General features: G+C 36.1%; 18 protein-coding genes. 1 reads left to right on the top strand and 17 read right to left on the bottom strand.

Going from position 1 to position 26,181, the window contains the following annotated elements:
• Positions 1-322: 322 nt before the first annotated feature.
• From ACTB00_RS02860 to ACTB00_RS02850, 3 genes are all read right to left on the bottom strand, one after another.
• Complete coding sequence (locus ACTB00_RS02860; RefSeq protein ID WP_463298438.1) at positions 323-1,396, bottom strand: mannose-1-phosphate guanylyltransferase; 1,074 nt, start codon at positions 1,394-1,396, stop codon at positions 323-325.
• Positions 1,397-2,281: 885 nt separating this feature from the next.
• Positions 2,282-3,070 carry a glucose-1-phosphate cytidylyltransferase gene (gene rfbF / locus ACTB00_RS02855; protein ID WP_463298437.1) on the bottom strand — a complete coding sequence of 263 codons (789 nt, stop codon included), beginning with the start codon at positions 3,068-3,070 and terminating at the stop codon, positions 2,282-2,284.
• Between the two features lie 68 nt (positions 3,071-3,138).
• Positions 3,139-3,675: a UpxY family transcription antiterminator gene (locus tag ACTB00_RS02850; protein WP_463298436.1), complete on the bottom strand. Its 537-nt coding sequence runs from the start codon at positions 3,673-3,675 to the stop codon at positions 3,139-3,141.
• 1,489 nt (positions 3,676-5,164) lie between these two features.
• On the opposite strand from ACTB00_RS02850, the gene ACTB00_RS02845 reads away from it, so the two are divergent.
• Complete coding sequence (locus ACTB00_RS02845) at positions 5,165-10,504, top strand: cadherin domain-containing protein (protein WP_463298435.1); 5,340 nt, start codon at positions 5,165-5,167, stop codon at positions 10,502-10,504.
• A 168-nt stretch (positions 10,505-10,672) separates the two neighbouring features.
• Here ACTB00_RS02845 and ACTB00_RS02840 read toward each other — a convergent pair whose 3' ends face one another.
• From ACTB00_RS02840 to ACTB00_RS02775, 14 genes are all read right to left on the bottom strand, one after another.
• Positions 10,673-11,404, bottom strand: a complete 732-nt coding sequence (locus ACTB00_RS02840) for a WecB/TagA/CpsF family glycosyltransferase (RefSeq protein WP_463298434.1) — start codon at positions 11,402-11,404, stop codon at positions 10,673-10,675.
• A gap of 23 nt (positions 11,405-11,427) precedes the next feature.
• Positions 11,428-12,534 carry a glycosyltransferase family 4 protein gene (locus ACTB00_RS02835; RefSeq protein ID WP_463298433.1) on the bottom strand — a complete coding sequence of 369 codons (1,107 nt, stop codon included), beginning with the start codon at positions 12,532-12,534 and terminating at the stop codon, positions 11,428-11,430.
• On the bottom strand, positions 12,534-13,418 hold the full coding sequence (locus ACTB00_RS02830; protein ID WP_463298432.1) for a glycosyltransferase: 885 nt from the start codon (positions 13,416-13,418) through the stop codon (positions 12,534-12,536). The genes ACTB00_RS02835 and ACTB00_RS02830 overlap by 1 nt, the downstream gene beginning before the upstream one ends.
• A 246-nt stretch (positions 13,419-13,664) precedes the next feature.
• The gene (locus tag ACTB00_RS02825; protein ID WP_463298457.1) at positions 13,665-14,465 is read right to left on the bottom strand and encodes a DUF5672 family protein; all 801 of its coding nucleotides are present in this window, start codon (positions 14,463-14,465) and stop codon (positions 13,665-13,667) included.
• 47 nt (positions 14,466-14,512) lie between these two features.
• Positions 14,513-15,442: a hypothetical protein gene (locus tag ACTB00_RS02820; protein WP_463298431.1), complete on the bottom strand. Its 930-nt coding sequence runs from the start codon at positions 15,440-15,442 to the stop codon at positions 14,513-14,515.
• Positions 15,443-15,616: 174 nt separating this feature from the next.
• Positions 15,617-16,822: a glycosyltransferase family 4 protein gene (locus ACTB00_RS02815; RefSeq protein WP_463298430.1), complete on the bottom strand. Its 1,206-nt coding sequence runs from the start codon at positions 16,820-16,822 to the stop codon at positions 15,617-15,619.
• Positions 16,823-17,082: 260 nt separating this feature from the next.
• Positions 17,083-17,904 carry a glycosyltransferase family 2 protein gene (locus ACTB00_RS02810; RefSeq protein WP_463298429.1) on the bottom strand — a complete coding sequence of 274 codons (822 nt, stop codon included), beginning with the start codon at positions 17,902-17,904 and terminating at the stop codon, positions 17,083-17,085.
• Between the two features lie 24 nt (positions 17,905-17,928).
• Complete coding sequence (locus tag ACTB00_RS02805; RefSeq protein WP_463298428.1) at positions 17,929-19,203, bottom strand: hypothetical protein; 1,275 nt, start codon at positions 19,201-19,203, stop codon at positions 17,929-17,931.
• Positions 19,204-19,821 carry an acyltransferase gene (locus ACTB00_RS02800; protein ID WP_463298427.1) on the bottom strand — a complete coding sequence of 206 codons (618 nt, stop codon included), beginning with the start codon at positions 19,819-19,821 and terminating at the stop codon, positions 19,204-19,206.
• Complete coding sequence (locus ACTB00_RS02795) at positions 19,809-21,062, bottom strand: glycosyltransferase family 4 protein (protein WP_463298426.1); 1,254 nt, start codon at positions 21,060-21,062, stop codon at positions 19,809-19,811. Before ACTB00_RS02795 ends, ACTB00_RS02800 begins: the two co-directional genes overlap by 13 nt.
• Positions 21,059-22,108, bottom strand: a complete 1,050-nt coding sequence (locus ACTB00_RS02790; protein ID WP_463298425.1) for a DUF6625 family protein — start codon at positions 22,106-22,108, stop codon at positions 21,059-21,061. Before ACTB00_RS02790 ends, ACTB00_RS02795 begins: the two co-directional genes overlap by 4 nt.
• A 232-nt stretch (positions 22,109-22,340) precedes the next feature.
• Positions 22,341-23,381 carry a polysaccharide pyruvyl transferase family protein gene (locus ACTB00_RS02785; RefSeq protein ID WP_463298424.1) on the bottom strand — a complete coding sequence of 347 codons (1,041 nt, stop codon included), beginning with the start codon at positions 23,379-23,381 and terminating at the stop codon, positions 22,341-22,343.
• Between the two features lie 24 nt (positions 23,382-23,405).
• Entirely contained in the window at positions 23,406-24,326 is a 921-nt protein-coding gene (locus ACTB00_RS02780) for a hypothetical protein (protein WP_463298423.1), read from the bottom strand.
• A gap of 252 nt (positions 24,327-24,578) precedes the next feature.
• Positions 24,579-26,141, bottom strand: coding sequence for an MATE family efflux transporter (locus tag ACTB00_RS02775; RefSeq protein WP_463298422.1), 1,563 nt, complete (start codon positions 26,139-26,141; stop codon positions 24,579-24,581).
• Positions 26,142-26,181 lie beyond the last annotated feature (40 nt).

Here is a 26,181-nt window from a genome sequence, read left to right as displayed (position 1 = left end):
AGTTCTATGAAATTTATAATCCAAATATCCAATTAGTAAATGCTCAAAGCAATGGGTAATTTCACGTAAAATTATCTACGTGCTGAATCAAAGTCCTTTAACATGGGTGAGGCTTCCGATAAAATAGGACCGGGGGACACTAAGAGATCAATCTAATCAGCTGAGCGTAACTCGAATTCACCATCAAAGACAGACAAGTAAACTTGCCTAAAATCCAAGTTAAAGAGCTTCTACCTATGAAGTAGAAGCTTGAAAAAATCATCAATAATTTGGTATTCCAACTAGATCTTTATCCGTACTATTGCCAGAAGTAAAAGAAAATTTATTTACGCCCAGAAGCCTTATGACTGAATGCTTTTATTCGCTGTTCCTCACCTTTACTACATATTAGCAACACGTTATTCGATTCTACAACTATATATTCGCTAAGCCCCTGAACAACGACCACTTTATCTTCAGGAACATGTATAATATTATTTGAGGTTTCATACAAGTACGCATTTTCTGATGAAACAGTGTCCCCGCTATAATTTCTTGCTGATTTTTCCCAAAGTGCAGACCAGGTTCCCAAGTCAGACCAGTCAAAATTGGCTTTCTGAACATAGAGGTTATTTGCCTTCTCCAACAGACTATAGTCGATTGAAATACTTTGGAAGGTTGGATACACTAAATCTATAAAGCTTTGCTCCTTATCTGTGAAATAAAGCTCTTCGCCGTTTTGAAATACGCGGGCCATCGCCGGCATATAAGTTTCAAAAGCTTTAATAATTGTTTTCACCGACCATAGAAAAATACCCGCATTCCATAAAAAATCGCCCCTCTGCAAATACTCTTTGGCCGTTTCAACATTCGGTTTTTCTTTAAATGCTTTAACCTTTCCGACTTCATCATCAGATCTCTCCATCTGGATGTAGCCAAACCCGGTTTCAGGTCGATGAGGTTGAATTCCAATTGTTAATATTGCATCCTTGTCTCTCACAAAACTCAAGCCTTTTTCTAAAGCTCCTTGAAATAACTGTTTCTGTTCAATTAAATGATCTGACGGAGTGACAATAATGTTGGCATTCGAGTTAAGCTTGTTAATTTTATAACTCGCATAAGCAATACAAGGTGCCGTATTTCGCATCACCGGTTCTGCTAATATATTCGAATCCGGAATTTCGGGGCATTGACTTTTTACAATATCAATGTATTGGTCTGATGTTACTACATAAATATTTCGTCTGGGACAAATCTCATCAAACCGCTCAACGGTATGTTGAAAAAGGGTTTTTCCGGTACCCAACATATCTAAAAATTGTTTGGGCTTCCGCTCGGTACTCACCGGCCAAAAACGGCTACCAACCCCTCCTGCCATAATAATTACAAAAGTGTCGCTTTTCATTAATTCTTGCATTAAATTTAAAATTATTGGATATCAGCAATCTGAATTTCCTTCGTATTTGAATACCACTGACACAGTTTATCAATTCCATCCTTTATATCAACAGGTTGGTTTCATCCAAGCTGATGTAGTTTCGATGGATCGGTTCGTTTTCGCCTTTTAGCATCCGGTATTGAGGAATTTAACACCAGCTACTTCCACATACTCCATGGTCTTTTAATTGGCGATGCCAAATCCTTGATGCTCACACCCCTCGACACCGATATTCACATGCCTATTTTCTATGATAAACATATAACATCTGCCTTGTCTTTACGCTCTTAGATAAAAAAACGCCAAAAGAAAAGACTACACCCACCTCTGTGGATGTAGCTTACTCTTTCAGCTAATACTCAGCGTGGACTATATAATTTATTCGTAGAAATTCATGATGCGATATCCCCTATTTTTCAGGGAAGATTCATTTTGAAAGAAGTTGACATCCGATTTGATCATAATATCAGCGATCAACGCTTTCAAGCCACATTTTAGATTCCTGCCTAAAACTTCTTCTTAAGACTTGGTTGGATTCACCAATCAACAAGTCAACTTTAGCAGGACGGAAATACATGGGATCAATTTTACAATCTCAATATTTCCTTTTTCGATCCTAATTTTGACATCTTCGAGGTATTCCTAGCTAAACTGCCCACCAAGGCGTTCTCATCAATGCGGGTCAGATGCCCAATTTCATCAGCTCCCTGCCCTTTGGAATCCAAGCTCAACCCCCACCTCTTCGCAAGCTATAACAATGAAATTGCAAATCGTTGTGGATTGCTGATTATCATTCGTTTAATTCTTTAGAATTGGAATTCATTCGGTCATTGAAGTATATTTAGACCATACACATCTCAACTATTATTGATTCCATACCTTCCAAGGAGCCTTTCCCTGGTTCCATAATTCTTCAAGAAAATGTTTGTCTCTCAATGTATCCATCGGTTGCCAGAAGCCTTTATGCCGATATGCAGCCAGTTTATCCATCGAAGCAATCTGCTCCATTGGCTCTCGCTCCCATGAAGTTTGGTCTCCTTCAATAAAATCAAATGCTTCCGGTTCTACGACAAAAAAACCACCATTAATCCATGCAGAATTCTCACTACCTCCATTAGGTTTTTCCCTAAAATTGTCAATTTTATTAGAATCTCCAGCAAGCTTAAATGCCCCAAACCTTCCCGGGGGATTTATGGCGGAAAGAGTCACATATGCATTTTGCTTCTTATGAAAGGCGATTAGTTCATCAATATTAATATCAGAAACGCCATCACCATAAGTTAATAAAAATGGTTCATTGCCAACATAATCCCGAACTCGTTTAATGCGTCCACCGGTCAACGTATCTTGTCCTGTATCTACTAATGTAATTTTCCACGGTTCAGCGTGATTTTTATGGTATGTCATCGAATTACTTGCAACATCAATCGTTACATCTGACCGATGCATTAGATAATTGGCAAAATACTCCTTAATGACGTAACCTTTGTATCCACAGAGGATGATAAAATCATTAAACCCATATTGAGAGTAAATCTTCATGATATGCCAAATAATTGGTCTTTCACCAATTTCGACCATTGGCTTAGGCTTGACTGTGGTTTCCTCAGAAAGTCTTGTTCCAAGACCTCCCGCTAGTATTAAAACTTTCATATTTGGATTTTGCATTTATTTATTTCACTCGAAATTAATACAGACACACAAGGCGGACGAATTAGTGTTTATTTATCAACTACTACACTGGAGTCTAAAATCTCAACCTCCTTCATCGAAATCTCGGTGTGTAAACAATATCCCAAGCTTTGAAAACGAAGAACGATTCTAGTCTTTCCACGAATTTCTACAATCTCTCCGAGCACATCTTTCAGCAAACCATTTTTCACTCTAACTTGAGTTCCTTTAGTGATCTTTTCACGTGTCACATTTAATTTGTCGTTAAAATTGTCCACGATTTTCCTTAACCCCTCAATCTGATTTTCAGGGATTGTAGCAGCTCTGCCTCCAAAAGTAACATAACTCACCGCCCCAATATTGTTCAAAACGCCAAAATACTCGCGGTTACTCACCTTAACAAAGAGATAGCCTCTAAGCAAAGGTTCTTCTACCACTTTTATGCGGTCGCTCCATTTACGTCTTTCAACCTTCAGTGGTAAATAGCTTTCAACTCCGCTGTTAAACAAATCTTGATGTAGCTTTTTCTCATATCTCGAACGGGTATACAAAGCGTACCAATTATAGTCTGAGTTTATGTGCTCCATGTTTCATTGTTTTTTTATACTCTTGCAATTTAATCAACCAGAATTCTCATCTTCCCTATACATAATATCGTGTGAAGCTGATACAGCTTCGCCCCTTGCATCACAGCCGGACTCAAACTAGTCCTTAATGCAATTAGCATTGAAGAGAGAAAAACAAGTTGATTCTACGCAACTTCGCCACTCCACTCCCATAGGGGACAACTGACAACTTGCATGCAATCGATATTTCAAATATCACATTAGGAGCTGCACAAAGCAATGGGTAATTTCACGTAAAAATAGAATGAGCCTTTAGTGAATGGCTGTTCAGGATGATAACATCCATTGAATCACCAAGCAACGAGGAACGTATAGCCAACGCTAATGAATTCGACACAGCGACAAGTGAAACGATTGAAAGACCTTATATCCAATGATACACTTCACGATTCTCATTTCGAACAATCGTATTTCTCTTTGGAGCTCTGGTATAGATGAGCGATGTATTATTTAGAATCCAATACTTAATCAATGTAGAAATCCCATCTATTAGGCATTTCATCCATGGCTATTTCTAAATAGACCACATACTTAACCGAACTTGACTACTTATTCTATTTTTTTCCACATCTTTGCCAGCGTAGATTTGTGCATTTGAGTGTGTGTATTATAACTGCTGAACAATAACAATCATAAACCCATTACTCGTTTTAAAGTGTTGAGGCTAAGTTAGTCTTTGTGGTGTTCTTATGTTTTTTTGATTATTAATTGATTTTAAAACATATAAGCATTGAATAGCAGCCTTCCAAAGCTTATTTAGTTTCATTATAAATTACTAGTATTCTTTGAATTAACTATGAGAGTTCCAAAATAATTCTCATTATTGTAATGCCAAATTTGAGCGTGTTTTTATTATCGTGAAGAGGACTTTGTGTGTGAGGGAAATAATAACAACATAAATCAAATTGAACATTGAAAAATTATAATCAATTTTCTAGCGAAATAGTTTTAGGAATATCTAAGCCTAAAAGGTATAGCGTTGCGTTTTTGAAAAACTCATATCGCCTGTACCTTAGATTTAACAACAAACAGAAAACTATTTTTAAACGGTCAGGTAATTCTATCGGCCGTACTTATAACAAAATTCGTAATTCTCCAGAATTCTCAAATGAATTCCATTTGGAGATATTGAGAGTCTACCTGATTTTTATGAAAATATGCACAATAAGATCCTTCAGAATTCCTGAGGATTTGTGTAGTGCATTTCAATACTTAATTCAATCCCCCCTACACAGCATATTCATAGACAACATTTCAATAGCCAAGGAGATCGGGATCAATTCCCTACCTAACAAACCTTTTATTGACATTGCTGTCGGAGAATCCGATCAAGAATCACTTTATTTTTCAAGTGATAAGTCAGAAATCATGAGTTTATGACACTCATCTAATACCAAATTTTACCAAGTCATATAAATAGTTAGAATTTAAATAATAAATACGCAGAGAGATGGAAAAGTTGAGAGAGATTTTATTTATTATTATGTTGTTGCCTATAAGTCTATTTGGGCAAACAACTTACTACATTAGTAGTAGCACTGGAAACGATTCAAATGCAGGCACAAGCACAAGCCAAGCCTGGAGTTCATTAAACAAAGTAAATGCACAACAGTTTAGTCCCGGAGATCAGATTTTCTTTAAAAAAGGAGATTCATGGGAAGGCACTCTGAAACCTAACTCGTCAGGGACTGCAGGAAGTCCGATTAAGTACGGAGCTTATGGGGTTGGGGAGAAGCCCAAACTATTAGGATCTGAGATTGTTACTGGATGGACCTTGCACAAAGGCAATATCTATAAAGCAAAGGTATCAAATACAGTTAAACAAGTATTTTTCAATGATGCAAAAGCTAATATAGCAAGATCGCCTAAAACTGGTTTTCATTACCCAACAACTATAACAGATCAAACACACATCACATCTAGTACTCTTGATCCAAGTATCAATTACAGCGGAGCTAATGTTATAGCAAGGTCAGTACGATGGAGATTTTACGGAAGTACTGTCGCATCAAGCAGTGGTACTGACCTAGTGTTAAGTGCGGGCTTATATGGTAATTTAACGACATCCAGAGGATTTATACTTACCAATAACTTAGAGCTTTTAACCGCAGCCAATGAATGGTATTATGACACTAATACGAGTACTTTATATGTATGGACACCCAATGGTGATAGTCCTACTAATTATATAGTAAGTGCAACAACTAATGATTACGGTGTTTCTATTGACAATAAAGATTATCTGACCTTTGAAAATTTAGATATTGAAAGATCAAAAAGAGCTAATTTTTATACCACTGCCTCCAGTCATATAACTGTTAACAATTGTGATATAAAATTTGCAAATGTATATGGAGTTGAAATAGTTGGAGGAACTCAATCTGATTTTACATTTACAAACAACATTATAGAGAATTCATCGAGTGATGGTATTAAGATATATATTGCCGATAATTGTACTATTACTAATAACACTATCTCAAATATGGGACATATTGATAACATGAGTGTAGATGTCCCTAAAACTTCTTCTGCAATTATCATAGATGGTGATGATGCTATTGTATCTAATAATGTGATAGAAAGTATTGCTTATAACGGAATTATGTTTTCAGGACAGAATACATTAATTGAAGAAAATTTTGTCAATAGTGTTAACATGTACCTTGATGATGGTGCGGCTATTTATACATATCAACGTTATGCTGGTGATGCGGGGTCACAAAATAGTATTATTAGAAATAATATTGTAACTAACGTCTTGGGAAATAGAACAGATGGATATATTTCGAATTTTGGCCCGGGAGTTGGTATTTATCTTGATAAATATACGCATGATGTAACTATAGAAGGTAATACTGTCGCACACTGTACTGCTGGACTAACTTGTGGATATGGCAATTTAAATAACGTTTTTAATAATAACACTCTTTTTGATTTTGATTTAGGAGTAGGTATTGGTTGGGGAGTTACAAATACAACTACATTTACAAACAATATACTATATGCTATAGATCGTCCAAGTAATTATATATGGTGGTCTAATGCAACACAGAAGTTTATTAAAATAAATGATCCAACTACTGTTACACTTACAGCAGATAACAATACTTATATATCACATTGTGACGATACTAAAATATTTGATTCAGATGGAAATGGTTCCTTTGAGCCTTTTAGTAGTTGGCAAGCTGCTGGATATGATGCGAATGGCATACTCGACATAACGAAACTATCTGATGGAGAAACCGAGAAACTATTTTATAATGCCACCAATCAACCCAAAGTCATCTCATTAGGACAGTCGGTTTATAAAGATATTTTCAATAATCCGGTTACAGGAAGTATCTCCCTTGAACCTTTTACATCAAAGATTCTGATTAAAACATCCGAATTAAGTAGCTCCCTATTAAATCAGCCACCTTTAATTGACAATCAAACTTTTGATGTTAGTACGGTTTTAAATGCAAACGACCTGATTGGCAATGTTGCAGCCAGTGATCCTGACATTAATCAATTAATCGTTTACCAAATAACCAATGGGAATACGGATGACCTTTTTTCAATTGACCAATCCAGTGGTGCTATTTATGCGACATCAGCTATTTCATTGACAAGCGATAAATCGTATGCTTTAACAATTCAGGTTACAGACAATGGCAATTCCCCATTGTCCGCTGAAGCAACGATAACAATCAACATAAAAAAAACAGCACTACTGGAAGATACAACGAGTCCAATAATTGAGACGTTCAGTATTCCTTCTACCTATAACTCTTTAACAATTCCAATAAGTTCCTTAATTGCTTCCGATAATGATACAATATTGAACTATCTAGTTACCGAGTCAGCATCAACGCCTTCATTGGAAAACAGTAATTGGTCGTCCTCAGTTCCGACTGAGTACACGTTTACGGAAGAAGGCATTCATACTCTTTTTGCCTGGGGTGTTGATGCCTCCGGAAACATCTCTAGTGCTAAAAGTGCGGATATCCTAATTTCATTGTCCGATCTATCACCTGCTTCATCTGAATATCTTTTTGAAGAGGTTTCCGGCTACACCGTTATTGATTCCAAAGGTACAAATGACGGCACACTTATCGATGAAACAACCAGAGTTGATGGATACAGCGGAACTGGAATCGAAATGAATGGCAACGGATATATTGCTCTTGGAGAATCCTTCAGCAACAACATCCAGGGAGAGCTCACGTTGAGTGCTCGCCTAAAGCCGAACCTTAATACTTCAGGCTATCAGGGAATTATTATGCATGGCGGTCCAAACGTTGACAACTTTGCACTTTACATTCTACCGGATAAAAAATCAATTGGATTTAAAACTTCAGGGACAAGCAACGCTTGGGTTTCCATCGAAAATATTAATAAACTATGGGATGGCAACTGGCATCATCTGGCAGTTACATACGACGGGACAGAAAAAAGAATTTACTTAGATAATCTTCTTCTGACTTCGGTCAATGCAACTGGAAACATTGAGTCAGGAATAGGTTATAATCTTTATATTGGAGCAGGTCGTGATGAGATTCAACCTTCGTTATTGTATCAAGGATTGATTGATGAAGTTCGAATTAGCAATCAGGCTTTGAGTAGTTACGAAATTGTAGATTTGGTTAGCTATGTGAACCCGGAGGAAATTGACCTGAATGCAGCTCCTTCAATCGCTGATCAAACCTTTGAGCTAGTTGGAAATCTTGCCGCAAACACGCTTATCGGGCAAGTTATTGCCTCAGACACCAATGCTGAACAAAATCTGACCTATCGCGTTTCCGCCGGAAATGAGAACGCGCTATTCTCAATTGACTCAATCACCGGTGAGATTTTTACTGAAAAATCTATTTTAACAGACATCAACCAAAGCCACGTTTTAACCATTAAGGTAACCGATGATGGTCAAAGTCCGATTTCGACTGAGGCGTTTATCACGATCAATCTAATAGGTGTCTTTATCAATCAAAATCCGATTATAACAGATCAGACATTTGAACTCGAAAACGGTGTTATTGCCGGGGATTTAATTGGAATCGTTGAGGGATCGGATCCTGATGAAGGACAAACCATTCGATATTTGATCGAAAGTGGAAACAATGATGGTTTATTTTTTCTCGACTCATTGACCGGAGAGATTTATTTATCATCTTACATTCCTGAAAATTACCCGGATGAAATTTCACTTGTCGTTAATATTGTTGATAGCTATTCCGAAAATCCGCTTTCTTCACAAGCAACTATTACAATAGCAAACTTGGGAGCTTTCTATGAGAACCAACGCCCCGACGTCTTAGCTCAAACATTTTCGGTTACAGCTCCACTTGCTGCTAACAGTCGAATTGGTCAAGTTTTGGCGAGCGACCAAGACCCAGATCAAACACTAAACTTTTCGATTGTTACAGGAAATGAAAGTGACATATTCACAATCAACTCCAAAACGGGTGAAATTTTCACAAACCAATCGTTTGCATCAAATAGTGAATATTACAATTCCATTACTGTTCAAGCGACTGATAACCACCCAAACAACCCATTGAACTCCAGTGCAACCATTACGATAAAAATATCTGCCAGCTGGGTCAATGAATCCCCGGTTGCTCAAGACTTAGTGATTGATATTTCAAACAATGTCGCTATTAATGACTATATCGGACAAGTAATCGCAACTGACCCAAATCAGGAACAAACGCTCAGTTATAGAATTACTCAGGGCAACGATGATAACTTATTTTCAATAAATGAATCGACAGGTGAAATTTTCGCTCTGTCCTCAATATTCACAACTTCTGATATTCAGTATAATCTTGTTGTTGAAATAAAGGATGACGCAGAGAGCCCTCTTTCTGCATTGTCAAATGTTCGTATCAACATGATAGGAATGGCTATCAATCACAGCCCTGTAATTGGAGATCAAACTTTTGAAATTCATAAAAACGATAAAATTGGGCAGGTTATTGGGCAGGTTATTGCAAATGATCCGGATTTAGAGCAAACCTTAACTTATGCGATCACGGAAGGAAATGAGCTCGGATACTTCGAAATTAATTCGCAGACTGGAGAGATTATTACCACTTCATCGATGTCGCTGGCTGGCGATCAGACCTTTGTTTTAACCGTTGAAGTTACAGATGATGCTTCAATACCATTGTCTGCAGATGCAGCTATTACAGTTAGTGCAATTATCAATGGAAAACTCGTTAAGGGAGAGGTTAATAATAATAATTCAAAACGAATCATACTCTATTATGATACGCAACTGAAAACATCTGATTTAAAGAGTACTGCTCTTATATCTGACTTTAAACTTAGTGATAACAGGAACATTCAGGATGTAAAAATTAGTGGCAATATGGTTTTTTTAGATGTTGATGCAGGCTATTTGCCAGAAGAAGAAGTTAGCTTGTGCTATACTCCGGGAGCAACCCCGATATATAGTGCTTCAGGTCATGAAATTGACTCTTTTGAAAATTTCGTGATTGCAAATAACCTTGAAGGATCGATAACCACTGGAATAGATGTAAATGAAACCATTTCAGATGCGAAGGTTTATCCAAATCCAACAAATGGAATACTAAACATTAAAGCATCCAATCTGATTTCTGATCAATGCCAACTCTCATTATATAGTATGATGGGAAGAATTGTGATCAGGAAAACATTGTTATCTTCATTCGGGAATCTTGAAGAAACCATTAATGTTTCACATTTAAGTAAAGGAACCTATCTCTTGGTCATCGAGTCAAACCACGTAATTCACAAAGACAAAATAGTGGTCATATAAACTAACACACAAATCGATACAGACTCTAAAAACAGGCTACTTATTTGTCAAAAATAAGTAGCCTGTTCTTTTTCTATTTGCCAAACAACAAAAAGCTTAAAGCTGGAGATAAACCAACAAGTTTGCTAAATCCAATGCAAAAATAGGCGATCGGAAATTGAGGAAATATTAAGCCTTAAACATCGCTTTTCGCCGTACGACATCGATAAAAAAAACAGGCGTCGATAATAGATATCTCCGCCACATTCTTTTAGGCTCCTTTAACAACCGCCCCAACCATTCTAATTTTAAATTAATCATCAGATTGGAAGGACGTTTGGATGTACCTGCATAAAAATCGAAAACAGCTCCAACTGAGCAGATAATATCGACATTCAACTGATCTTTATTGTCGCAGACCCACTTTTCTTGCTTTGGAGCAGTCATTCCCACAAATAAAACCTTCGGACAAAAATCATTGACCTTATTCTGCATGATCAAATTTTCTTCCGGAGAGAATACCGATTTATATGGAGGCGAGAAACTTCCAACTCTCACATTTGGAAATTCTTTAGCAATTCTCGATTTTATTCCTTGCAAGGTCGCTTCAGTTGATCCTAAAAAGAAACACTTCCCGTTTTGCGATTCCAGGTAGTTGAGCAAAAACAAAAATAGGTCATAGCCCGCTATTTTTTTAATCTTCTTTCCACATAACACTCTTGCTCCAATTACCATACTCACACCATCTGGTAACAGAATATCAGAGTCGCGCAATGCATTTCTGAATAGTTGATCCTTTTTAGCCACCGTGTAGGAGTGGCCGTTTAAGGTATTGATCACAGTCTTTCTATTTAAGGAAATCGTACTGAGTTCTCCGTCAAAGACAGAATAGCCTAAAATATCTATTACTGAGGGCTCCATAGGCATTAAATTTGGGGTTAATACTAAATTGCCGGTGACGCAGTTTGAATCATTTCAATTAATCGTTCCTCAAAAATATCCAAGGTGAAATTTTCCTTGTATTTATCATAGCCGGCATCACCCATTTCAATTCTAAGTTTTGGATTCTTAATTAATAATTCTAGCTTCTCGGCCAACTCTGTTGAGTTTTTTTTGCGCACTAAAAAGCCCGTTTTGTTGTTCTCAACAACATCGGGAATTCCGCCTTCATAAGTTGAAATTATTGGCAAACGATATTTCATCGCTTCCAAATTCACCAATCCAAAAGTTTCGTAAAAATAAAATGTGGGAAAAGCAAAAATATCAGCCTCGAGAAAAGCCCTTTCCTTTTCTTCTTCATATTTCCTGCCTAAGTAGGCAACATCTTGTTCTAAATCGAAATACCTGACTTTTTCTTGAAACTGCTCTTGAGAGATATCGCCTTCTCCTCCAATAAATTCGCATGAAAATGAGATGCCTTTTTGTTTTAACTTTGCACACGCCTCCAACAAAATAAAAACCCCTTTCGATTCAATCAAATTTGAGAAGAATAGGATTTTTGGAGTTTTTTCACCCCTGTCTTTTCGCTTCAACTTACTCGTTCTATCATCGAATGGGATGCCATTTGGGCAAATATATAAGCTCGACTCCGGAACAAAGTCCTGAACATCAGGATATAAATGCCTTGACAGTAAGATAACCTTCGCATTATTAAAAACATATTTATAACAAATACGATACACCCACTTTTTTTGCCAATAACTGACTCCCTTATTATGCAAATGAAACACGCGCTTTACCCTGAACAACTTTAACAGGAACACCAGAGCAACATCTCGGAAAAAAGCAAAACCACACACTGTTATTGCAAAATAACAAACATCCGGCTTTCTAAAGAGTAATTCAAAGATCATCTTGAACCAGATTGCCATAAATCCAATTACCTTGCTAAAACTGGGTTTGCCTGTTTCCGCTATCGTTTTTGATGATAACACATTGATATATCGACACGAAAAAACATCGTTAATATGTTTGCTGTCAAAAATATATTTGCCAACCATCGATGAGCCATGCACCGGCGGTGGAAGATGTAAAAGGAACAATACATTCATTATAAATGCTTTAGTCTATTTCTCAATCGATTACCAAATGAAAATTTATTCCGAAATTCATTTAACAATTGAACTTGCAAGGTCAAATCCTCTGAAAACTCAAAACTTTCCTTAAGCACAGAATCTAAACTCGTTTCAAATCGCCCGGTATGCTTAGTATGTGTTGCCCTGGAACCAAAACCAATATTTTCTATTTTTGACGAGGATGGAAAAACGGTTAATAAATCATTGATGAACTGAAAGCAAGACCAACGAATTGCCCAGGAGTCAATTTTTCCATTTATCTGCTTCCAAAGCATGAAGGGCAAATCAGATCCCCCTCGCATAAATTGGATATGCTTGATTGGGTTGTATATTATATGACGATAGTTGCTCGCTTGCCAATCAACCTTCATCCACCGATCCTCCCAAGTAGCCCACCCCCAAGAAGATGGTCTGTGACCTAGGTAAAAATCTTTTTTGTATTGACTTAACGACGGCAAATCCAACGTATAACCAGATATAGAAAAAATTTGTTTGTTACTGGAATAAAAATCCAGTGCCTGGTTCATAAAATTAAGGAAATTGGGTGTCGATACCAGATCATCCTCAACAACAATAACCCTTCCATATCGCTGAACTATTTTTGTTACCCCATCAATAATTGAATTGGCCAGTCCCTTATTTTCCGGTGACTCAAATATTGTCACCGATTTAAACCCTTGAATTGTTTTCAGATACTTTCGAACCTCAACTACCTTATCGTCCGGACTGCCATCTTTTGCACCATCTGAAAAAACAAACAAATCACTTTCAGAGGCTAAGTAATTCTTAGTCAACGCCTCTAACGTCAGCTTGATTTCTGCCAAGCGATTGTATGAGAATAAACAAATTGGAGCAATCATATTAAAATAAATTTCGTGTACACTTCGCTAGCTATTTCAAAAGCTTTTACGATCAAATACATATTAACAATAACTAGTGAGATGTTATTTAACACAAAAAGGAAATAAAGATTAGTTTATGCCTTTATCATAACGAAGCGTTATAATAAATAGTTTTAAATCGAATGTTATCGATATATTAATTATAAGAATCCGAGATATCGCACTCGGTAGAATGGTTTTCCCTAAAAGAGCTGGGAGAACGGTTTATATTGTATCCTTTCCTGTGTAGTGTCGCAAATCATTTTTACACCCTAATGCTTCAATCACTTCGTTCATGAAAGCTTTATCATATTTCCACCAGGCATGAATCGCCATTGGATAGGTGTTATTACAGAGTTCATATAAATAACGAGGATTTGTATCAAAAGCGAAATATTTTGATTTTTCAGGCTCGCACACTTTATACCAGGAAAATTTTTGAGGGACAATTATGGACCAATAAACATCTTCATTGATAACCGGTCGAAGCGACTTTAATTTATAATTAAAAAGGAGCCCGTCACGCAGCACTCTAAACAATTTCCAGGGCAATGTTCTCTCCATACTCCAGAGTGAACGAATATTCGAGTAGGTCACATTCAGATCTGATAAAACTTTGTAGCAAGATGCAGGTTTACGAAGAGAAAAACCACCATTGTTTCCATCGTCTCTCATCGTCGTAGATGGCTTCGTATATCCTTCAAATAAAGGAGCTCCAACATTATCATACCCCTGACTGCACCAATAATCTAACTCATCCTTTACCATAAAGACATCTAGTTGACTTATTGCCATATAATCATACTCCAGAAAATGCTTATAAAAGCTCCTGCTCATAAATAAACGGCTATAATATCGAACTCCTCTCTGGAATACCCGGTCAAAAAATAACCGGGAGATATTATCATGGTTCTTACAAAGACTATCAATATACTCCTCAAGAAATGGGGGCCCAATAAGAATAATTTTTCGATCAGAAAAAACCTTTAATATCCTTTGAAATGAAAAGTTCTCCAAATCCGTCATAATATGATGAACCGGTACAACAACACAGATTTTTATTCCACTAGGCTTCATTTAATTTTATTGATAATTCTCCGAATTCTGTTTTTAATAAATGTTAATAGCCGATCGATGAAATCATGTGTAAAATGGTACAACTCAAAATTTCGGTTTGGCAAGATGTATGTTGGCTCATTTTCTATCGAGAATACTTCCGAAGCTCTCAAATTTAAAGCCTTTGTCATTCCGGCGAAATGTGTTCCATCACATCCAATATTCTTAATCAAATTTTTAGCGGGAATAATCGTTAAACCCCTATTTAAGTGCATACAAAATGCAAATTGGAAATCCCAGACATGAGTCGCTAAATTCTTTTCCTTATACAGTCTCGAATAGAAAAAATTCCAAAAATACCCTTCAATTCTAGATAGGTAGACATTCTTATATCCCCCCGAGCGATAAAAGTCAGGCCAATGATTTTCGAGATGTATATCGAAGTGCTTCCAGCATCGTTTCCACGTAGCCCAGCCCCATGTAAGCGCATAATTACTAAAAAGATAGTCAACCGTATTGAACTGATTACTTTTGGTATAGTGAGAACGTCCACTAACAATCCATACTTGCTCATTCTTTTCGTATTGAATAAGCATCTTTTCGCAATAATTAAAAAAGGGTAATGAAGGAACACAATCATCTTCAAGAATAATTCCCATTTCCACGTGTTCAAAAAACCATGTTATTGCTTCAGAAGGTCCTCGTCCACATCCTACGTTTTCGGTTCTGAAGAATGTTTTCAGATCACAGTCCCAATCAATTTCATCTACAATACTTCTCGCACGCTCGCAAAGCTCCTTTTCATCCGGCTTATCAATCCTTGGACCGTCGGCTGCAATAAAAAGAAATTTTGGTTTTATCGCCTTGATTTTCTCAAATACAAGCTTCGTCGTATCTGGTCTATTAAACAGAATTAATAAAACAGGTATGTTATATGGGGTATTCATCTCACACTCTATTCTTCATCTCAGATTGGAAAACACATAGATTACAATTTTACGCTAAAAGGCTCAATACGATTTCCAAAATGTTTTAAGTTAACTCGAACAACTTGACAATATTACGAATAATTATGGCTCATACTAGATTTTTAAGAATAATTTAGAATGAAAACAAAAAGTTTAGTAAAAATTACGAACGACATCTGCAATTTTAATATCCCAGGTTTGTTTTCTTGAAAACTCAAAAGCTGCTTTACTCATCGATTGATAACGACTCGAATCACTTGCAAGGCTAACAATTGCATCTGCTAATTGCCGGATAACATCTTCAGGCTTTCCCAATGGAATTCTTATTCCTGTTTCATCAGTAACAATCTGTCCCTGCCCATGTAAATCAAGAGTTACAATGGGTAAGTTAAAGGCCATTGCCTCCATTAGCTGCGCTGGACAAGAATCTCTTAGAGACGTAAAAAAGAATAGGTCATGTGATGCATAATAACTTCGGACTTCTGATAATGGAATCATCCCAGTAAACGTAACATTATTGTTTAGGCCAAGTTCTTTTGCTTTCAATGCAACAGCCTCCTTCATCTCTCCATCTCCTACAACTGTTAATGTTATGCCCTTATAAGACTTCAGTAAGCTCATCACTTCCAAGACAAGTAATAAACCTTTTCTAGGCATAAACCGACCTACCCAAAGTAACTTTAAATGATCTACTGACGGCGATCTTTTTATAAACTTACCTGGGAAAAAACTATTCGCTAATGCGGCATCAAGTGTAAAATAAACATTTTTAGCTCCGCCCTTTCTTACAAATTGTTCAGTATCCTTATTTGAGACTAAAACCGCAAAAGCATTCTTTAACATGTTACGACATGCCGGATTGTATTTAAATAAAAACTGACTGACATTTTCTCGTTTCTCTTCTGTTTTCCAATGAGAAAGAAAATAATCTTTAAATCTTTCCGGAGCCTTTTGACCTCCTCCTGATGGACCAAATATAAACGGCACACCCAACTTATACAAAAATGAACCTTGTTGGATACTTCCCCAGGAAATATGATGTACCCGGTGAAAATGGAGATTCTTATTTAACTTTTCACCTAAGAGGTATGCCTTCCACTGCCAAAGCAGATAATACAAATACATCGTTGGCTTTGACAACGAATACAAGCGTTCCATTCCAAATGGAAAAGAAATATAATGAAAACTTAAATTATCGACCTTAGGGTGTCTTTCAATATCGATTCTACTTTCTTCACGGGTCAATACATGAACATTAAATCCTTCTCGAACAAGTCCCACAGACCAGTTCCATCCGTTTGCAGATTCGGAACCTTTGTAGGGATTACACGAAAACGCAGAGAGCAGCACTTTTTCCATAAAAACTTAAATTAGTGAAAGTGTATCTGAAACTAAGTAACGATTTAAATATAATGTATTATTTATGTGACTAGTCCGTCTTTGATGAGACAAAAGCAGGCTATGGCTGCGTTTCTTGACCGTATTATCAGCACGGTTCTTTTGAAGCTTTTCAAACGTCCTCTTTTTTCACTGCTACATACTTAACAATGGGACGCACATAGATACTATTGTGCAATCCTGAAAAATACGAATTTATATTATTCTTTATACTTGTAGTCCTAAAGTTTTGGGAAGATTAGCCTTAAATGGATGGATAGAAAATGTATAAGTGCCTTATAAATTCCATTCTGGCGCTTATCGAAAATAAAAAACTCAAATGGATTATTCCCCAATGGGGAATAAAGGTGTCGAAAACGTCTTCCTATAGGATAGTCTGAATTTCTCCAAATTGGTGCCCGGTCATGTCCATCACAAACTCCCAAAGCCTCTGGCGCTAAAAGATGAACAAAACCAAGCTTTTTTGCCCTTATACCGTAATCGAAATCTCCCAATGCATGCCTATAAACACGATCCAAAAAACCTACCTTTTTGAACACTAAAGAAGGTACTAGTACAATATTACCGTTAAAGTAATCACAAAACTGCCAGCTTCCATCAGGAGTTAATTTGGTATCGAAATATCGATATCCACTATACGTAATATCACCTTTGGGTGACCGAGTTGCACCAACGAGTATATGATTTCCTAGAGTAGCAATCCCCTTATCTACCAGAGTAATCAAGGCTTTTTTCAACAGAATAGTGTCATCGTTTAACCATAAATAAAAATCAAACTTTTTCAAACTTGTGGCTGTTTCCCAAGCCAATCGCATCCCTCCATTCCAATATAGGCTACCTGCCCCTTGAATAACATTTACCGATGGAAATCTTTCCTTTACCATATCTCCGGTACCATCAGTAGATCCATCATCGACAAGAAAAACGTCTAAATGATACTGTTTCGGTAAAGGATTAACAAATAAAGATTCTAAACAAGCTATCGTTTTTTCTCTTCGGTTATGACAAGTAAGGAGTACTGCAATTGAAAATGATTTAGTCATATTGAAACTACTTTTAGTTTAACGTCACTTAAAAATCAAGTGACTATTTTTACCTTGATAAAACGAATTAAAAATGCCGATAACCCAAATTTTTACTTCGCGGTTTGTCATTTCTCGAAATTCTTTAGAGAGACCCAGACCGACCATGAGCCAAATCATCATATAATTAAGATTAAAAAAGTTTCCATTTTCGACCCAACAATACATCCAGTTAAATGCTATTAACAATCCAATCCATTTACTGAATATATTGTTCGACTTACTAATTGACAGGTAGCTTGAATGCCAAAATACTAGAAAAAATAAAATTACACCAATCACACCATTCCATGTGAAAATATTAAGTATGGATGCTTCATTTGAAAATCTTTCTTGCCTTCCAGTATACTCCTGTGCCTGCTCGCCAAAGGTATTAGAATCATTTCCTCTGGCAGGACTTCGCCCTAGTATGTAATAATCATGCTTCATGGCCGAACTTAGAACTTCCTGATATAAAAAAGTTCGAGTATCTGACAGAAGGTCTTCCTCAACCGTCTGTCCTCCTTCGTCTTCTGATGTTTTAGTATAGTCTCCTTCAATATAAGTGTCAAACTTGAAAGGATTAAAAATTCCCGCAACTGATAATATAAAAAACAGTATCGGAATCAACAAAAAGGATATTCTTAAAAGACTATAAACCTTTGTACTTACGAGACCTTTAGAATAATAGCCGACAAGAAATAAAAATGGAATGCTAAATTTGATTACATTACTACGAGCACCCAAATCAGAAACTAACACAATTAACGTAAAAACTATTAATAAAACGATATACCGCAAAGGCAAAGAAGGTAGAAAAATTAACAAAAAACTGATTGGTATCAGATAAAAACCGTATGCTCCAGGCCTAATAAACAGAAATAACAAAACAAATATTGGAAGTCCTATTTTTACATATTTTGAGAGCAATAATTGCGTAAAACGAATATTTGATGCAGAATAGGCGATAAGAGGAATTAAATAGGCAAAGACATTTGTTATCAACGCCTTCCAGTCCCAATATATTTCCGCAACAAAAGCCCCTCTTATTAACTCAAAGATATTCCATAACAGAAACAACTTAACAAAAATCATATACCTTCTATTTTCAGAACTATAGAACACTCTCGTTGCCATAAGCAGAAGGTATATTACCAACAATTCAATTCCCCACAAGAAAAATGTATTGCCCACAGGAAAAAGAAAATAAGGTAATACTGAAAAAATAGCTACAATTACCAGCACATAGGGTAATACTCGAATAAAAACAAATCGAACCATCTATATCTTTTTAAGAAACTGGGTAGGATTACCAGCCCAAATTTCATTGGCAGGAATACTCTTAGTCACAACTGAACAGGCACCAATAATTGAATTTTCCCCTATTTCTACTCCTTTTAATATTGTTGAATGAGCTCCAATGAAAACGTTATCCCCAATCCGAACCGGTTTATTCCTTTTAAGTTTGATATCAGACTCCGGCTTCCTTCTTGATTCCGCATCTAACGAATGGAAATCGGTATCATAAATACATACTCCTCCTCCTATCTTGACATAGTCGCCTATCTCAATACGTTGATGTGCAATGATTGCTGTTGAGCTCATTCCTACACTTTCCCCAATCACCAACTTTGCCCCTCGGTCAACAAAAAAGATGCAGCGCTGTGGGCGGCCAATTGGGTTCCCAATATTACCATTATTCATTTGAAAATCATCACCAATGATGCATGATCCACCCTGGGCAACACTTACATAGGGAAATCCATTCGTCTCAAATTTCCCGAATTTAACATTATTCCCATAAAGAATTATCCAGGCAATCAACTTATCCATTCCATTTCTTACCAATAGGATAACTTTTCGAATAGCCTTATATAACAAGGTGACTACTTTTTGCATATCGCTTGATATATATTATTAAGACGCTCAGTGTTTACCTGCTGAGAATGTCTAGTTAACGCAACTTGTCTTTCATTTTTAGAAATGGAGTTCGAAAACTCTTTATCTCTGAAAAAACGGCATATAGCGCTAGCCAACATCTCCACCTCTTCAAATCGATAAACCGATCCCGTCACTCCATCTTCAATCATGTCCGCGACTCCGCCAACATAGGCTGAAACACAAGGCACTCCAAGTAACTGAGCTTCACCAACTGAATTCGGACTATTTTCAATAGAAGAAGGGCAAACAAATACATTGGATTTCAGGTAACGATTACACATTTCTTGCTCTGAGAGTAATCCGGTAAAGATAAATTTATCTTCAACACGATTCAACTTCATTAAAGACTGAATATATTTTGCAAAGCCATTTAACCGCCATTTCTTTTGATTGTAAATAAAATCACTGCCCGCAACATAAACCTTGGCATCTGGATAATGTTCAAGAACATAAGGCAGTGCTTTAATCATTTGTTGAAGTCCCTTGATTGGATAGTGAGCTTGACTTAAAAAGATACTATGACTTTCAATTTTCTCTTGGCCCCACTCGTGTTTGTAAAATTCGTTTCTAAGCGTTTCATTACAAAAATGATATCTAGCATCAGGATTAATTGCCCATACATGATCTTTATCCCAAGAGGTTCTTCCAATTATATCATTTAATTGGCGAATTAAGTTCTTTTCCAGTTTTCCCCTCTGCTGCATCTGTATGCGTTGTTTGAACAAAGAATCATTCCGAATAAAATCTCTCAAAGTTATATTTCTTTTCAACTCCCTCTCAGATATTCCACCCAAGTAGTATCTTTCGTATACACTAACCAAACCTTGAATGGATAGAACGACATGTTCGTTGCCGCACGCATTTACATAAGCTAAACCGTGTGGATATTCGCTTCCGTGAATATGGACAACATCTGGAGTAAACTGGTCTTTTATTTGTTCCCAATAAGGATGCAGGTATGTTGCTTCCTCCATGTTATTTCCTTTTTGAGGGATCAGGAAATAGGTTATCCCATCAATCTTGAGCGATTGCAACGACTCGCCTCTATATAAGGAAGCAACCCCTAACTCAATGTTTTTGTTGAAATCAAGTAGAGCTTCAGCTGCAGAATACATCCAACCGCCAACGACCGGAACCGGAAGATCTAATTTTTTTGAGACGGTAGGGAAAAGTGTATTAGTTATCCAAAGGACTTTCATTTTTCATTTGGATTTAAAAGATTTTGTTTCAATGATCCGAATTTGATCCGAATTCTTTCTATATAGCGCTTCAGGTTTAATCTCTTTCGTCCATGTATCCACAAGTAACTTTTTGATATATCTTCCTTGTAATCAACAAACTTATTGGGGACTATTAAGTATTTATTCTGATTATCAGTTACTACTTTCAATTTCCTTTTCATAAAATGAGCATATAATATTTCTTCTGATCGTATCTGCCCATTTTGATAAAATATCTTTTCAAGATTTCCCGCGGAATATCGATATATAATATTTTTCTTCCCAGCTTTTTTGCTGTCAAACGATCTTTGCCAAAATGGAACAATATTGCGATATTTAAAATACATTGTCAGCTTAAATTCCCTTCCCAATTCATTCATACAATTGAATCCATCCATAAACTGAAAATAATCCGGAAGGGGTGAATCGTAAGGTCTTCCACCATCCTCAAACTCAACATAATACTTGCCTCTATTTTCCTTGTAATATTGCATTGGTAATCCAAAAGGCAATTCATCGATAACAAAATTAGCCTCGTGACCTAAAACGTATTTATAGTCATATTTACCCTTTGCGCGCGTGTTCTCCAAAATTCGCATATATTCAGGATCCTCTACTTTCTGCAATTGAAAATGACCAAGTCCATAAAGATGATTGTATTTAGACAACATATCATCCGTTATAAATTTTCTGATATCACCCCATATCAAATCACAGTCGCAAAACCCCCAGAAATCATAGGGATCTACATATTTCTTTAAAACGCCACCATAGAAAATCTTGAAATCACATAATTTGTAGGGACTGTTTAGTTTTATGTCAAAAGGAAAGAAGTCTTGAAACTTTTGCGCAAAATCTTCAAATTTTACGTTTACAGCTTTGATATTTTCAGGTAAATCTTTCATCTGATTATCTGTGAAGATAAGCCAATGCACTGTAGGATTATTTTTCACCGACTGCAGCCAGAATGAGAAATAATTAGGGAATGGACCAAAATAAGGTAATATCAGAATTATTTTTTTCATAACTAAAACAAAATCAAATTATAATTAACGACCACAAACAGACTAAATACAGCCTTTAATCAATAGCATACAAGAATACTATAATTACAATGCTTATCATGAAAGAAATTTTACCTGGAACATCTGAGACAACAACAAAAAAAGGTAGTCTAATGTAGTAAAAATCTTCAAAACGATGCCGGTCACGAAGTCCCATCTGACTATCTAGGCCAAGATTCAGTTCTTTAAATACTTATTCCAATGTGCCTTTCAATTTTGAAAAATAATTCTCCTCAAACATAGCTGAGAGCTTTATATCTGGAGGATTTCTCAAAATTTCTTTTGCAATCAGATATGCTTCATCAAGATTCTTTGCGTAATTTACATACCTTCCAAAACTCTCGGGAAACCACCTTACACCACTGCTTAATTTATGATCAGCTGATGAAAGTACGATTACAGGAGTATTTGCAATAAGTGAGAATATCGTTCCATGATATCTATCCGTAATTACTACTTTAAATTTTGAAAAATCATCAAACGTCTTTTTAAGGACAGACTCCCTATTTTTCCGAATTTGCCAAAAAGATAAGCCTACAGTCGTATCTGTTATTTTTATCTTCTCAAAGGATTCAAAACGTCCTATAAGCTTTTCAATTTCATTTTTTTTATAATGTGCTTCGATATCATTTCGTAAACAGAACAAAATACCTTCCCTTGAATTTGAAAAACTTAATTTCCCAATTAAAGATGTTACGACATCCGGATATAATAGCAGTCTACAATTAGCAAATTGCTTTTCAGCTTTTGCATAAGAAATTTCATCTCGGCATAGCAAGGTTAAATTTGGGTGAGAATTGAGAGCGTTAGATGTTTCCCTAAGCACTCTCGGATCTGTCAAATTTATAGTCTGTGGCAATATTACAATCTTTTGATCGGGAAACAACTCAGCAATTTTCCTAAATACCGGAAGTTCACGATGGGGCTCAAAAAAGAAATACCCACTGTGCCCAAAAATAAGATCATCTGATTTAATCTTTTTCTTTAATAGTCTCAACATGCTTTTTGTGGATATCTTCCAATTAAATTCAAAAATCCGATAATCTGGAAAACTTTCTCTCATCCATTTTTTTATGCAATATGTTTGAGCCTGATCCCCTAAATTAGCGTGTATCGGACAACCAAATAAATAAATGGTCTTTTTCTTATTTAACTTAAGCGTTAAAAAAGCTGAAATACGAAAAAGAAAAAAATCAATTTCACCATTTAGCCTAGTATAAATCTTTTTTATCATCTATTTACATTTAAATAATTCCATTTACCAATAACATCCATTTTCAACGTTAGTTGCTGCTTCCGGGGTCTCCATTGTACTAGGCCTTACCCAATGTTCATTAATTAAACTAGGGTAATTTAAATTAACAACAGAGGCATACGCGTCCGTTTCCCATCGTTTCCCCCGGATTCCGAAAAACAATTGCAAACTTCCCCCGACATGGACTGCCTTTTTACCAGAACGTTTTACATGTGCAGCCAACGGGAAACCATATGCTCCAGCCCCAATAAGGCAAATATCGTAATCTTCTTTATCAATTTCAGACTTCATGAAGTCTAAAGCCTCAAACCAGTCCTTAAAATTGGGGTTACTTCCAGCGATGCTTTGTACAGCCTGTATGGTCTTTAGTTCGAATTCAGGCAATATGTCATTTTTGAAAAGAAATTCTCTTTTATTATATTGTTTTTTAATTGTTTCTGTATAGGGGTGAATGACTAAGACTTTTCTCCCTTCCAAAGCTTTTGTCCAAGGTTGTTTTACCCAAAAAGGATCTAAAAAGATTAACCTTATTCTTTTCTCTTTACCAATCTCTTTTTCAAAATAGTGCTCCCCAGGTAGCCACGACCCCAAAACATCAACTTCTGGAATATCCTTCAACATTAACTCACAAAACTTTTCAATTTTTTCTTCTGTTGGAGGGAAAAAACCCGCATTAGTATTCATTGACTGGATTAATTTCTTATTCCACCACCATTGCAATGAATCTCCTCTTATGTATTTAAAAATATTGCGGCTGCCTGCTCTTACTCCTAAAAAATTAACGACAGTGTTTAATTCGAATGCACCAAAACGTGCAATCATACAAGGTCTATCTTCCGACAAACTATCATAAATTTTTTGAGAAACTGAGTCAGGATCCTGATCACATTCAGGTTTTTCTAACACTTTTTCGCCAAAACTCATACCGTGAATTTTCCTTAGGGACTTAAGTGCAGAAATCGATAATTTGTTCATAATATATGGTTCCTATCTTTTAAAAAATTCAACATCTCTTTTATCATGATTGGCACTCTGCTAAAAATGTTAAGGATTGCAACCTAAATCACTTTTTTATACTTTTCAAGTAAACACAAAAGAAGGATCTGAATTCTTTAATAATAGACTCACAAAACATCCATTTTTAAAAAGCGTGGTTTTCAGCGGCTGAAGTTTCTATCAATGCGTCTTCAATAGTTTGCTCCAAAAACTCTCATTGAATTTTTCTCTTAACCTTTCAAGCATCTTCAAAATCAACTCCTTTTCTTTCAGATTAATAGCAACAAACCAAAAGGATAATAAAAATGAAATGCTAGTAAATATACCCACCAAAATCAATCTTAAAAAGCTACTTTCCATTACAAAAAATGGAAGAACTCCTACAAAAGAGGTTATCGAGAATAGCGTCAGACTAGGAGAAAGTACATTTTTAACATATTTAACAATCGACAAGTCAAGATTTTTATATGCAAAATAAACAACAATGAATAGCCCCCCAATACTCCAGCATACTATTAATGATATGTATGAAAAATATGGAGGGAATCCTAGTGAGAATAGAATTATTGAAATGGGAAGCGGCAAAGCATATGAAATACTTTTATAAATAGAAAAATTTCTAATTCTTCCTTCCGCGCGAATTCCGCTTTGTACAGCAAAAAATAACTGTTCTATTAAATTCCTAATAATTTCCAACCTACAAAAGAGAATTGCCCACGGGGGAACATCTTTTAACCACAAGTTTAATATGTATTTTGCCTCAAGTATAAATGGAACGGCAAAGAATGAAAAAAGGAGAAAAGAAAACTTGGTTCCCGTGAGTGCAAAATTTATCATTTTCTCTCGATTTTTTCCGCCTTCACTTTTATCAATAACAGGATTTAGAGCTTTTAGCATGGTATTGGAGAACACCATTAATTGCCCAGATATTTGATTTGCAACTCCTTGCGCAGCATTTACAATAACTCCAAAAAAGGAGTTTAATACAATTGTAATCCCCTGCATAGAAACTAAACTTGCAAAAGAATTCAATAAGGTCCAGCCTGCATACCCTGTCATTTCTTTAAAAAGCATTTTGTCGTAATACTTCCGAATATTAATTGAGACCTCATCATACTTTTTGTGACAATAAACGCGAAGAACTAACATAAGAAATACAGCCAGAGCAGCCATTAAAAATCCATAACTTCCAAGCCTATCCATTCCCGTATTAGTCACGTAAAGCGCAATACTCAACTTACCTATCGCTTCTATTATGCCTATAATAGCGACAAAAAGCATATTCTCATGTGCATTAATCACAGCATCATATGGCACAGAAATAACCTTTATAAAGGTACTGAATACTAAAAAATGATAGATGAGTTTCGCCACTTTCAAGCGATCTGGATCTATTTTTAGAATTCCTCCAAAAAGAAAATAACCCGCCCCTTCTAACAACAGTACCATTATAAATGCAATAATCAAATGTAATAGGATACTAACATTAAATATTGTTTTCTGTTTGTCTTCATCTCCTTGGCCATGGGCATACGACATAAACCTTTGCGTTGCTCCTGCCATAGCTGCATTTAAGAAGCTTAACATACCAATAGCACCACCAACAACATTAAAAATCCCATAGTCTTCAGCACCCAATGCATCCAGCACAAGCCTTGTTGCGTACAGAGAAATAAAAACGGTAATTGCCATCCTGGCATAAAGGATACCGGTATTAACCGCTACTCTGTTAGCTGCACCCATAAATATTGTTTATCAGAATCGTTAATTGAGAGACATAAAG

Source organism: Sunxiuqinia sp. (assembly GCF_055140945.1).
The sequence above is the reverse complement of the archived record's forward strand: the minus strand, read 5'-3'. Positions and strand labels throughout refer to the sequence as shown.